Annotated in this window: 9 protein-coding genes and 1 pseudogene; 5 read left to right on the top strand and 5 right to left on the bottom strand. The window is 73.1% G+C overall.

Features of this window, described 5'->3' with window-relative positions; all coding sequences use genetic code 11:
- Positions 1-205: 205 nt before the first annotated feature.
- The 5 genes from LPA54_RS32305 to LPA54_RS32285 are packed head-to-tail and all read right to left on the bottom strand — an operon-like array spanning position 206 to position 5658.
- Entirely contained in the window at positions 206-1516 is a 1311-nt protein-coding gene (locus LPA54_RS32305) for a DUF58 domain-containing protein (RefSeq protein WP_228984341.1), read from the bottom strand.
- Between the two features lie 3 nt (positions 1517-1519).
- Positions 1520-2512, bottom strand: coding sequence for a MoxR family ATPase (locus tag LPA54_RS32300; RefSeq protein WP_228984340.1), 993 nt, complete (start codon positions 2510-2512; stop codon positions 1520-1522).
- The gene (locus tag LPA54_RS32295) at positions 2509-3720 is read right to left on the bottom strand and encodes a DUF4350 domain-containing protein (protein ID WP_228984339.1); all 1212 of its coding nucleotides are present in this window, start codon (positions 3718-3720) and stop codon (positions 2509-2511) included. Before LPA54_RS32295 ends, LPA54_RS32300 begins: the two co-directional genes overlap by 4 nt.
- A complete protein-coding gene (locus tag LPA54_RS32290) occupies positions 3717-4403 on the bottom strand; it encodes a DUF4129 domain-containing protein (RefSeq protein WP_228984338.1) in 687 nt (228 codons plus the stop codon). The genes LPA54_RS32295 and LPA54_RS32290 overlap by 4 nt, the downstream gene beginning before the upstream one ends.
- A 4-nt stretch (positions 4404-4407) precedes the next feature.
- Complete coding sequence (locus LPA54_RS32285; RefSeq protein WP_228984337.1) at positions 4408-5658, bottom strand: hypothetical protein; 1251 nt, start codon at positions 5656-5658, stop codon at positions 4408-4410.
- 194 nt (positions 5659-5852) lie between these two features.
- Here LPA54_RS32285 and mtnA point away from each other — a divergent pair, with 194 nt between their 5' ends.
- From mtnA to LPA54_RS32260, 5 genes and pseudogenes are all read left to right on the top strand, one after another.
- The gene (gene mtnA / locus LPA54_RS32280; RefSeq protein WP_228984336.1) at positions 5853-7013 is read left to right on the top strand and encodes an S-methyl-5-thioribose-1-phosphate isomerase; all 1161 of its coding nucleotides are present in this window, start codon (positions 5853-5855) and stop codon (positions 7011-7013) included.
- A gap of 4 nt (positions 7014-7017) precedes the next feature.
- Positions 7018-7707 carry a two-component system response regulator MtrA gene (gene mtrA, locus LPA54_RS32275; RefSeq protein WP_306806568.1) on the top strand — a complete coding sequence of 230 codons (690 nt, stop codon included), beginning with the start codon at positions 7018-7020 and terminating at the stop codon, positions 7705-7707.
- 1 nt (position 7708) lies between these two features.
- Entirely contained in the window at positions 7709-9862 is a 2154-nt protein-coding gene (gene mtrB, locus LPA54_RS32270) for an MtrAB system histidine kinase MtrB (protein WP_228984335.1), read from the top strand.
- A 133-nt stretch (positions 9863-9995) separates the two neighbouring features.
- Positions 9996-11768, top strand: a complete 1773-nt coding sequence (locus LPA54_RS32265) for an LpqB family beta-propeller domain-containing protein (RefSeq protein ID WP_228984342.1) — start codon at positions 9996-9998, stop codon at positions 11766-11768.
- A gap of 122 nt (positions 11769-11890) precedes the next feature.
- Positions 11891-12228, top strand: a pseudogene (locus LPA54_RS32260) (ComF family protein); the annotation flags it as partial.

Genomic DNA, 12228 nt, shown 5'->3' with positions numbered 1-12228 from the left:
AGCCTTTCAGCGCCGATGGTACTGCAGGGGGGACCCTGTGGGAGAGTAGGACACCGCCGAACAATTTTTGAATGGGGAAGCCCCGCACCGTATGGTGCGGGGCTTTCCGCATTTCCGGGCCCCTTTTCCCATCGGAGGGTGGTGTCCGCCGGCCCGCCCGGCGGGCGCCTGAGAACATCCCGGGAGGGGGCTCAGGCGTCTCGCGTCAGAGGCGGCCGGCGGCCTTCAGATCCAGATAGGCGTCGGCGAGAGCAGGAGCCAGGTTCTCCGGGGTGGCGTCCACGACGGTGACGCCGTGGCGTTGCAGCTGCTCCGCCGTCATGCGCCTCTGGGCCTGCGCCTGCGCGCCCGCAGCCGCCTCGTACACCGCCCGGGCCGAGCCACGCGATCGCGTCATCTCCTGCACCCGAGGATCCGACACGGACGCGACGACGACCGTGTGGCGCTGGGTGAGCTGCGGCAGCACCGGCAGGAGACCCTCCTCCACAGGAGCGGCCTCCAGACTCGTCAACAGCACGACCAGCGACCGGCGCGGCGCTCCCGCGAGGGCCGCGGCACCCAAGGCGCGGGCGTCCGTCTCGACCAGTTCCGGTTCCAAGGTCGCCATCGCGGCCACCATGGCCGGCAGGACATCGCCCGCGGCACGGCCCTGCACCCGGGCCCGCACACGGCGGTCGTACGCCAGCAGGTCCACCCGGTCGCCGGCGCGTGACGCCAGCGCCGTCAGCAGCAGCGCCGCGTCCATCGCGGCGTCCAGCCGCGGAACGTCACCGACACGGCCCGCCGACGTCCGGCCCGTGTCCAGGACCAGCAGGATGTGCCGATCGCGTTCCGGGCGCCACGTGCGGACCGCGACGCTCGCCTGCCGGGCCGTCGCACGCCAATCGATCGAGCGCGTGTCATCACCCGGTACGTACTCGCGGAGGCTGTCGAACTCGGTGCCCTCTCCGCGCGTCAGCACGCTCGTCCGGCCGTCCAGCTCCCGCAGGCGCGCCAACCTCGACGGCAGGTGCTTGCGGCTCGTGAAAGGCGGCAGGACCCGGACCGTCCACGGCACCCGGTGGCTGCCCTGGCGGGCGGCCAGGCCCAACGGGCCGAAGGAACGCACGGTCACCCGATCCGCCTGCCGGTCCCCGCGGCGCGAAGGACGCAGACGCGTCGTCAACCGCCTGCGTTCCCCCGCGGGGACGGTGACCTCGTGCCGGGACACCGTCCCGTCCGATCCGGCCGTCCAACTGCTCGGCGGCCACGCGTCACGGACATGTGCCCTCAATCGGCGCCGCGAAGGGTTGCCCACGGTCAACTCGACCGCTGCGGCCTCACCGAGTCGAACACTCGTGTCACCACTTCGGGTGAACTGGAGCGTTCGCACTGGCGCGGCCAACGCGTAGTCGCACAGAATTGCGAGGGAGAGGGGGGCGTTGACTGCCAGCATCCCCGTCCAGCTGGGGGCCAGGATCCCGACAGGCAGCGAGCCGATCGCCGCCAGGAGAGCGGTACGTCCGGTCAGGGCCATGGGTCACTGCCTCAGTGAGGGCGCGGGTACGTGGGCGAGGATCGCGTTGATGACCGAGTCGGCCGTCACGCCTTCCATCTCCGCCTCCGGTCGGAGCTGGACCCGGTGGCGGAGCGTGGGCAGGGCGAGGGCCTTCACGTCGTCGGGGGTGACGTAGTCGCGGCCCGTGAGCCAGGCCCAGGCGCGGGCGGTGGAGAGCAGGGCGGTGGCGCCTCGGGGAGAGACGCCGAGGGCGAGCGAGGGGGATTCACGCGTGGCACGACAGATATCGACGACATAGCCGGCGATCTCCGGGGACACCGACGTCCCGGCGACCGCACGGCGGGCGGCCTCCAGATCCGCGAGGCCCGCGACCGGGCGTACCCCGGCGGCGTGCAGATCCCTCGGGTTGAAGCCCTCCGCGTGCCGGGTCAACACGTTGATCTCGTCGTCGCGGGAAGGCAGCGGCACCGTCAGCTTCAGCAGGAAGCGGTCCAGCTGCGCTTCCGGCAGCGGATAGGTGCCCTCGTACTCGACCGGGTTCTGCGTCGCGGCGACCAGGAACGGCTCCGGGAGCGGACGCGGGGTGCCGTCCACCGTGACCTGCCGCTCCTCCATCGCCTCCAGGAGCGAGGACTGCGTCTTCGGCGGCGTGCGGTTGATCTCATCGGCGAGCAGCAGGTTCGTGAACACCGGCCCCTGCTGGAAGGAGAACTCCGAGGTACGGGTGTCGTAGACGAGTGAACCCGTCACATCGCTCGGCATCAGGTCCGGGGTGAACTGCACACGCTTCGTGTCCAGTTCCAACGACGCCGCCAAGGCGCGCACCAGGAGCGTCTTGGCGACGCCGGGCACGCCCTCAAGGAGGACGTGCCCCCGGCACAGCAGAGCGACGACGAGCCCGGTGACAGCGGGATCCTGCCCGACCACGGCCTTGGCGATCTCGGTGCGCAGGGCCTCCAGGGAGGCGCGGGCGCGGTCCGAGTTCTCAGCGGTCTCGGGGGTCGGGGCACTCATGAGGTGCGTACCTCTCTTTCGAGGGCGTCGAGTTGGTCGGTGAGGAGGACGAGCGCGGCGTCACTGACGGGAGCCGGGCCGAACAGCAGGTCCCGCGGATCCGCCCCACCAGGGGAGAGACGGGCCGACAGGGCCGGGAGCAGGGCGTCGGGGGAGTGGGCCTCCCTCGTCGGAACGCCCACGAGAGGAGCGAGTCGCACTCGGGCCGCCGAGCGCAGCACGACGGCGGCACGGTCCCGAGCGTCGGCGCGGAAGTACAGGCGGGCGCGGCCCTCCGTCGCCTCCGACGCGCGGACGGCCACCGGCAGCCGCTCCGTGACGAGCGGCCCGAGACGGCGCGCACGCCAGACCGCGGCGAGGGCCGCGGCCACGGCGAGCTGCAGCGTGCCCCACAGCCAGCCCGGCGGGACCAGGCTGAGGAAGTCGCCTTCCTCCTCGCCGCGGCCCGCCTCACCCGGCCCGCCGCCCTCGGCGGAGGACGGGTCCGACAGCGAAGGGAGGTACCAGACGAGATGGGTCCGGGAACCGAGGAGTTGCAGGGCGAGCGAAGCGTTCCCCTCGTGCGCGAGACGCTGGTTGAACAGCAGATCCGCGGCGCCCAGCAGGACGGTGTCGCCGCCGGCGGAGTTCCGCACCCGCACCAGGGTGGGCAGGCCGTCACGGAAGTAGCAGGACTCCGCGGAGGCGGAGCCGACCGTCACGTACCGCTCGCCGCCGAGGTGCACCGCACCCGCGCGACGGGCCTCCGGCACGGCACAGCCCGGTTCGAGGACGCGGACCGTGTCGGGCAGATCCGTGGACACCCCCGGGGCCAGCGTGGACAGCGCCGGCGCGTCCGGGGCCAGCAGGACGGTACGGCCGCCGGACGTGTCGGCGAGAGTGCGCAGCACGGTCCGCTGCCGGCCGCTCAGCAGGTTCGGGGCCGTGACCAGGACGGTCGTGTCCGGGCCCGCCGCGGCGGTGACCTCCGGCAGGGTCGTGGCGACCCGGACGGACACACCGCGCTCCCGCAGCAGCTCGGCGACCGCCATGCTGCCGTTCGGGTCCGCGGAACGCGGATCCAGCCGGCCGTGGTGCCCGCCCGTCTGCACCAGGGCCAGCGCGACACCGGCCACGACGAGCAGCGCCACGGCGAACAGGACTCCCCGTGCCCGCACCCACACGTGCCGCGGGTCCCGGGACAGGGACGTCGTACCGGCGGACGTCACTCGGTGCCTCCCCCGACCGCCGCGCCCCACCGGGGCTTCGCCCGCTCAAGCGCGGCGTCGAGCTCCTTGACGCGCTGGTACGCGCGCTGGTCGGCGGTGCGCCCGCCGTACGTGACGTCGTCGAAGTCGCGGGCCGCGGCGCGCAGCGCGTCGGCGTGGCCGGGCAGGACCCGCCCCGCCTCCGCGGCGGCCTCGTCGGCCGTGCGGCCCGGTCGGGGATCGAGAAGCGTGCGCTCCTCCAAGGAGCGCACCACGGCCCGCATCCGTTCCTGGACGGCCTGGTTCCAGCGGCCCGCCGCGGCATGCCGGTCAGCGGCGGCACGATGGGCCGCCGCGGTGCGGGGCCCCTCCTCGAACAGCGAGTCCGCCACCGGCGCCGCGCGGTACGGCCTGCCCAGCCGCCACCACAGCGCGGCCACCAGGCCCACCACGAGGACGACGATCACCACGACGCCCAGCCAGCCGCCCGGAGCGGCGCCCGCGGCGGCGTCGAAGAGACCGCCGAGCCAGTCGAAGAACGCGTCCATGGCGCGCAGCAGGACGTTCGGCTCCTCCTGGCCGTACACCGGTCGGGACAGCTCGCGCTCCGCGGCCTCACGGGCGGGCAGCCGCGGCACGTCCAGCGGCGGCCCGTCACCCGTGCCGGCCGCCCGCCACGCCGCCGCACCCCCCGTGATCGGCACCGCATCAGCTCCCAGGGGTCGCGTCGCCCGGCGCGGCGGTGCCGTAACCGGGCACGCCCGCCGCACGGGCCAGTTCGAGGTCCAGCGCCTCACGTCGGATGCGCTGGTCCACGTAGAGGAGGACCGCCACACCCGCCGAGATCGGGTACATGATCGCCGATGCGATGACCGAACCGATACCCGTGATCGTCAGGAACGTCCAGCCGATCGGCTCACCGCCCCCGGAGAACAGGGAGCTGACCCCGTCGCCGTCCACCGCGTACGCGAGGATCGCGAACGGCACGGCGACGATCATCGTCACCACGAACGTCAGCAGCGCCGTCAGCAGCAGGATCCCGAAGATCCGCCACCAGGCGCCCCGCACCAGCTTCGCGGAACGCCGCAGCGACGCGATCACGCCCTGGCGCTCCAGCATCAGCACCGAGTAGGAGAGGCTGAAGCGCACGGTCAGCCACAGGGTCACCGCCAGGGCGCCCGAGCCGCCCAGGAACACCAGCAGCGCGCCCACACCGGACCCGACCAGCAGACCCGGGACGATGCCGACCGCCACGATCGCGACGACGAGCAGCGGCACCAGCAGTGTCAGGCCCAGCAGCGGCAGCAACCGCGGCCGGGCGTCGCGCCACACGTCGGAGAACGACACGGGGCGCCCCAGCACCGACCGGCTCACCACGAACGTCAGCAGCGCCGTCGTCACGAACGTCGCCGTCAGCCCCAGCAGCGTGGCCGGCGCGGCGGAGACCATGCTCACCCGCAGCGACTCGCCGACCTGCTCCAGCTGCTCCGACGGGCTCGCGTCCGGATTGATCTGCGGCTGCTGCGGCAGCACGAAACGCTGCAGGAGGATCTGCGCCAGCTGCACGACCGCGGAGACCGTGAGGGTGATGCCCAGCACGGTCCGCCAGTGCGCGCGCAAGGTGGACACCGACCCGTCGAGGATCTCCCCGACGCCCAGCGGACGCAGCGGGATCACCCCGGGCTTCGGCGCCGCCGGCCGGCCCCAGCCGCCGTACGGCGCGCCGCCCCAGCCCGGCGGGGGACCTTGCGGCGGGACCGGCCCGCCAGGAAGCGGCCCACCGGGGCCGAACCCGCCCGGACCCGGCGCGGCCGGCGGCGACCACTGGCCCGGCGGCGGCTGGTTCCCGGACCAGCCCGGAGCGGGATCCGGCTCACCGGCGGGACGCGGCACGCCGCCGTCCCGGCCGTCGGACGGGGAGGGGGATCCGGGCGAAGCCCAGCCCGGAGAGTCGTTCACGGTCGTCCACCTCGTGGCTTGGTCGCGGGGCCCGCTGATCGAGCCGTCTCGGTCACGGAGCCTGGCCACCGCACCCGGCGGCAGGTCGGCAGCCATCGTGCCACGGGCCGCCTGCCCCGGGGCCAGAGCCCCGGCGACTTCAATGCCCCAGTCGAGACCTTCATTGTCGCCGACTCAGCGGGCAGACTGGGCGAATGGCTGATCAGTACGCAGGAACGGACCTCGGCGAACAGCCGCCCACACCGCCCCCGCTGCCCGTGCTGCGCTGGGCGGAGCCACCGGAAGGCCCCGTCGTGGTGCTCCTCGACCAGACTCGACTGCCCGCCGAGGAGGTCGAGACCGTCTGCACCGACGTACCGGCGCTCGTGCGGGCCATCCAGACGCTCGCCGTCCGCGGGGCACCCCTCCTCGGCATCACCGGCGCCTACGGCGTGGCCCTCGCCGCCGCCCGCGGCTTCGACGTGGACGCGGCAGCCGCGCAGCTCGCGGAAGCCCGACCCACCGCCGTCAACCTCGCCCACGGAGTCCGGCGCGCCCTCGACGCCCACCGCGCCGCCACCGACAAGGGCGCCACACCCGAGGAAGCCGCCACCGCCGCCCTCGTCGAAGCCCGGCGACTGCACACCGAAGACGCCGAGGCCAGCGCCACCATGGCCACCGCGGGCCTCGCCCTCCTCGACGAACTGCTGCCCGGAGGCAGCCACCGCGTCCTCACCCACTGCAACACCGGCGCCCTGGTCTCCGGCGGCGAGGGAACCGCGTTCGCCGTCGCCCTCGCCGCCCACCGCGCCGGCCGGCTCCGCCGACTGTGGGTCGACGAGACCCGGCCCCTCATGCAGGGCGCCCGCCTCACCGCGTACGAAGCCGCCCGCAACGGCCTCCCCTACACCCTCCTCACCGACAACGCCGCCGGCAGCCTCTTCGCCGCCGGAGAGGTCGACGCCGTCCTCGTCGGCGCCGACCGCGTCGCCGCCGACGGCTCCGTCGCCAACAAGATCGGCACCTACCCGCTCGCCGTCCTCGCCAAGTACCACCACGTACCCTTCATCGTCGTCGCCCCCGCGACCACGATCGACCCCCACACCCCTGACGGAGCGGCCACGGAGATCGAACACCGCCCCGGAAGCGAGGTGACGCAGTTCACAACCCCTACCCCGGGTGCCGCCGCCGGTACGGGCACTGCGGGAGGCGCACCCCTCGCCCCGCTCGGAACGCAGGCCTACAACCCCGCGTTTGACATCACGCCGCCCGAGTTGGTCACCGCACTCGTCACCGAGGCCGGAGTGGTCTCACCGGTGACCCGAGGAGGAATCGAAGAGCTGTGTGCCAGGTCACGCCAGGTAACGATTAGCTAATGGGATGATGTCGAATATGAAGGGACGCGTCCTTGTCGTCGACGACGACACCGCACTCGCCGAAATGCTCGGCATCGTGCTCCGTGGTGAAGGGTTCGAGCCGTCGTTCGTAGCGGACGGCGACAAGGCACTCGCCGCTTTCCGGGAGGCCAAGCCCGACCTGGTCCTCCTCGACCTCATGCTGCCCGGACGGGACGGCATCGAGGTGTGCAGGCTGATCCGCGCCGAGTCCGGCGTGCCGATCGTCATGCTCACCGCCAAGAGCGACACCGTGGACGTCGTCGTGGGCCTCGAGTCCGGCGCCGACGACTACATCGTCAAACCGTTCAAACCCAAGGAGCTCGTCGCCCGCATCCGGGCCCGGCTCCGCAGGTCGGAGGAGCCCGCACCCGAACAGCTCACCATCGGCGACCTCGTCATCGACGTCGCCGGCCACTCCGTGAAGCGCGACGGCCAGTCCATCGCCCTCACCCCCCTCGAGTTCGACCTCCTCGTCGCCCTCGCCCGCAAGCCCTGGCAGGTCTTCACCCGCGAAGTCCTCCTCGAACAGGTCTGGGGCTACCGGCACGCCGCCGACACCCGCCTCGTCAACGTCCACGTCCAGCGGCTCCGCTCCAAGGTCGAGAAGGACCCCGAGCGACCCGAGATCGTCGTGACCGTCCGAGGCGTCGGCTACAAGGCGGGACCGAACTGACATGACCCGAGGCAGCGCTGCTCCGAAGCCCGGGAAGCCGGGAGTCCGTCCGGAGCGGGCTGCCGGACCGGAGAACGGCCCCGCCCGCCGGGGCCGCCTCCTCGACGGCGCACGACTGCTCCAGGACGGAGCACCGGGAGGCCCGGTGCTCCGCCTCCTGGCCCGCTGGATCCGCCGCCCCCTCCTCCCCGCCCTGCGGCTGTGGCGCCGCAACATCCAGCTGCGCGTCGTCGTCGCCACCCTCCTGATGTCCCTCGGCGTCGTCCTCCTCCTCGGCTTCGTCGTCATCGGCCAGGTACGCAACGGCCTCCTCGACACCAAGGAACGCGCCGCCCAGAGCCAGGCCGCCGGAGGGTTCGCCGCCGCTCAGGACGAAGCCGCCGCCACCACCGGCTCCGGACCCGCCGGCACAGACGGCGCCGGCACCTCGCGCTCCCTGCTCAACTGGCGCTCCGACCTCGTCGTCCAACTCGCCAGCGGCGGCGCCGGCGCCTTCGACGTCGTCGCCCTCAGCTCCGACACCACCGGCACCGCGCCCAGCCGCGGCGCCCGCGCCTCCGGCGGCGTCAAAGTCGAGAGCATCCCCCTCGACCTGCGCCGCGACGTCGCCCAGGGCACCGGCACCTTCCAGACGTACACCCGCATCCAGTACGCCGACGGCCAGCACTCCGAAGCCGGACTCGTCATCGGCAAACGCCTCAACGACGTCGAGGGCAACACCTACGAGCTGTACTACCTCTTCCCGTTCACCCAGGAAGAAGCCTCCCTCACCCTCGTCAAGACGACCATCGCCACCGCCGGGCTCTTCGTCGTCGTCCTCCTCGGCGCCATCGCCTGGCTCGTCGTCCGCCAGGTCGTCACCCCCGTCCGCATGGCCGCCGGCGTCGCCGAACGCCTCTCCGCCGGACGCCTCCAGGAGCGCATGAAGGTCACCGGCGAAGACGACATCGCCCGCCTCGGCGAAGCGTTCAACAAGATGGCCCAGAACCTCCAGCACAAGATCCAGCAGCTGGAGGACCTCTCCCGGATGCAGCGCCGCTTCGTCTCCGACGTCTCCCACGAACTGCGCACCCCCCTCACCACCGTCCGCATGGCCGCCGACGTCATCTACGAGGCCCGCGACGACTTCGACCCCGTCACCGCGCGCTCCGCCGAACTCCTCGGCGACCAGCTCGACCGGTTCGAATCCCTCCTCGCCGACCTCCTGGAGATCAGCCGCTTCGACGCCGGGGCGGCCGCGCTGGAGGCCGAACCCATAGACCTCCGCGACGTCGTCCACCGCGTCATCGGCGGCGCCGAACCCCTCGCCCGGCACAAGGGCGGTCACATCCGCGTCATCGGCGACGAACAGCCCGTCATCGCCGAAGCCGACGCCCGCCGCGTCGAACGCGTCCTGCGCAACCTCGTCGTCAACGCCGTCGAACACGGCGAAGGCCGCGATGTCGTGGTGCGCCTCGCCGCCGCCGGCGGCGCCGTCGCCGTCGCCGTCCGCGACTACGGCGTCGGCCTCAAACCCGGCGAGGCCACCCGCGTCTTCAACCGCTTCTGGCGCGCCGACCCCGCGCGCGCCCGCACCACCGGCGGCACCGGCCTCGGCCTGTCCATCGCCCTCGAGGACGCCCGCCTGCACGGCGGCTGGCTCCAGGCCTGGGGCGAACCCGGTGGCGGCTCCCAGTTCCGCCTCACCCTGCCCCGTACCGCCGACGAACCCCTCCGCGGGTCACCCATACCGCTGGAACCCGAGGACTCCCGCCGCAACCGGCAACGCGCCGCGGCCGACCAGGCACAGCCCCCGGCCCGGCCGGCCGGCGTACCGGGACAGACCCAGGCCGGCAGCGGCACCGCCCGCACCCTGCCCGTGGCGCCCCGCTCGGCCGTGCCCCCGCGCCAGAGCCGTGCCGCCACCGCCGACCCCACCGCCCTCCCCGGCAACGGGAACCGCGTCGTCCCCCGCGGCCACACCGACCACACCGGCCACACGGAGCGCCCCGACCGATCCGACCTGTCCGACCACACCGACCGGTCAGACCACACCCAGCGTCCCGGCCGCAGCGACCGCGCCGAGCAGACGGCCGGCACCGGTGCCGGCACGCAGCCCGACCACGACCACGACCACGACCACATGAAGCGGAAGGACACCACCCGTGGCCGCTGACCGCCGCAGCCCCCTCGGCCGTCACCCCCACGGACGCACGGCACCCGGCACCGCACCCGGTACCGCCCGCGCCACAGCCGCCCGCGCCACCGCCGCCCTCGCCTGCGCCGCGCTCCTCGCCGGCTGCGCCTCCATGCCCGACAGCGGTGACGTCAGCAGCGTCAAAGCCACCAGACAGGGCGACTCCCAGGTACGCGTCTACCCCGTCCCACCCCGCGAGAGCGCCGACCCCGCCGAAATCGTCGAAGGCTTCCTCGAAGCCATGACCGGCGACGACCCCAACTTCGCGACCGCCCGCAAGTACCTCACCAAGCAGGCCGCCCGCACCTGGAAGCCCGAGGAACGCACCACCGTCCTCAGCTCCGCCCCCGTACCCCGCCAAGGCAGCCCCGCCCGGCAGGACCACGGCGCACCCGCCGACACCCAGACCCTCGTCTACCGCCTGTCCGGACAGAAGGTGGCCACCGTCGACGACCGGCACGCCTACCAGCCCCTCGGCGCGGACACGTACGACGAGACCATCGAACTCGTCCAGCAGCGCTCCACCGACGGCAAGCACAAGGAATGGCGGATCGACGCCCTCCCCCAAGGGCTCCTCCTCAGCGAATCCGACTTCCAACGCAACTACCGCTCCGTCAACAAGTACTACTTCGCCGCCGGTCGGAACTGGGTCGTCGCCGACCCCGTCCACATCCGCAAGCGCCAGGACCCCGTCACCCGGATGGACTCCCTGACCCAGACCGTGCAGGCCCTCCTCGAAGGACCGACGAACTGGCTCAAGCCCGCCGTCGACTCCCGCTTCCCCGCCGGAACGGAACTGAGGAAGGACACCACCTCCCTCACCACCGACGACCGGGACACCCTCAAGGTGCCGCTCAACGCCAAGGCCGACACGGTCGACCGCGAGCAGTGCCACAAGATGGCCGCCCAGATCCTCTTCACCGTCGGCGACCTCGCCTCCACCCGCGTCCAGCAGGTCGAACTCCTACGCGCCGACGGCCGCTCCCTGTGCGTGCTCGGGGAGGATCGGAAGGCCGACTTCATGGCCGACCCCACCCCCGGCCTGCGCGAGACCCCCTACTACGTCGACGCCAACGGCACCCTCACCCGACTCCACACCGCCACCAAGGACACCGTCGAACCCCGCCCCGTCCACGGGCCCTTCGGCACCGGAGCCGTCAAGGTCGAAACCGTCGCCGTCGCCCGCGACGAGCAGCACGCCGCCGCCGTCTCCGAGAACGGCCGCAGCCTGCGCGTCGCCTCCATCGAGAACGACGCCGAACTCCCCGAACCCCTCGTCACCAGCCGCGGCGCCCGGCCCACCGACCGCCTCTCCGCCCCGAGCTGGGACGGACGCGGCGACGTGTGGGTCGCCGACCGCAACCCCCAGGCACCCCGCCTCCTCCTCATCCCCGGAGGCACCGGCAAAGCCACCACCGTCACCACCCCCTGGCTCACCGACCGCGTACGCATCGAGGAGATCCGCCTCTCCGAGGACGGCGTACGCATCGCCCTGCGCCTCACCGAGAACGGCAGGACCACCCTCCAGATCGGCCGCGTCGAACGCCAGGGCAGCGGCGATCGACAGAAGGCCTCCGTCGTCGACCTCCAAGCCGTGGCGCCCCACATGGAGTCGGTGACGTCCGTCTCCTGGGCCGGCCCCAGCCGCCTCGTCGTCCTCGGCAAACAAGCCGGCGGCGTCCAACAGGTCCGCTACCTCCAGACCGACGGCTCCGCCTCCGCCTCGACGATCCCCGGCCTCAACCAGGTCAAGGCCGTCGCCGCCGCCAACGACGAACGCGCACCCCTCGTCGCCGCGGCCGACGACGGCATCGTCCGCCTCCACTCCGGCGTCAACTGGCAACCCGTCGCCGACAAGGGCAGCTCACCCGTATACCCCGGCTGACCAGCCCCCGGGGCCTTTTCCCACCCCCTCCACACGTGCCCTCCGCCCGCCGCGCCCGCACCCCCGGCCCGCGGTTGTCCACAGGGGTGGCAGACCCGCCCACGCCGCGACACAGTGGACCCATGCGGGGATGGTGGCAGGAGATCACCGGGCTCGTACTCCCCGTGGCCTGCGCAGGCTGCGGCCGACCGCGCACCACCCTCTGCGACACCTGCACCACGTCGCTCCACGGGCAGCCGGCCACACGAGTACGACCCGAACCGGAACCCGCCGGGCTCCCCGACGTGTGGGCAGCCGCGCCGTACGCCGACGCCGTACGCGCGGCCCTGCTCGCCCACAAGGAGCGCGGCGCACTCGCCCTGGCCGAGCCCCTCGGCCGCGCCGTGGCAGGCGCTGTCAGGGCCGCCGCCGGGGCGGACGACGAGGCGAGGCGGGAGGAGCGGGGGGAGGGGGTGGGTGG

It is taken from the genome of Streptomyces sp. DH12, from assembly GCF_020873895.1.
GTDB lineage: Bacteria > Actinomycetota > Actinomycetes > Streptomycetales > Streptomycetaceae > Streptomyces.
The sequence above is the reverse complement of the archived record's forward strand: the minus strand, read 5'-3'. Positions and strand labels throughout refer to the sequence as shown.

Excerpts from the sequence above, each read along its gene's own strand:
- LPA54_RS32265 (WP_228984342.1), top strand. The coding sequence starts at position 9,996 with ATGCCCGACAGCGGTGACGTCAGCAGCGTCAAAGCCACCAGACAGGGC.
- mtrA (WP_306806568.1), top strand. The coding sequence starts at position 7,018 with ATGATGTCGAATATGAAGGGACGCGTCCTTGTCGTCGACGACGACACC.
- mtnA (WP_228984336.1), top strand. The coding sequence starts at position 5,853 with ATGGCTGATCAGTACGCAGGAACGGACCTCGGCGAACAGCCGCCCACA.
- mtrB (WP_228984335.1), top strand. The coding sequence starts at position 7,709 with ATGACCCGAGGCAGCGCTGCTCCGAAGCCCGGGAAGCCGGGAGTCCGT.
- LPA54_RS32305 (WP_228984341.1), bottom strand. The coding sequence starts at position 1,516 with ATGGCCCTGACCGGACGTACCGCTCTCCTGGCGGCGATCGGCTCGCTG.
- LPA54_RS32300 (WP_228984340.1), bottom strand. The coding sequence starts at position 2,512 with ATGAGTGCCCCGACCCCCGAGACCGCTGAGAACTCGGACCGCGCCCGC.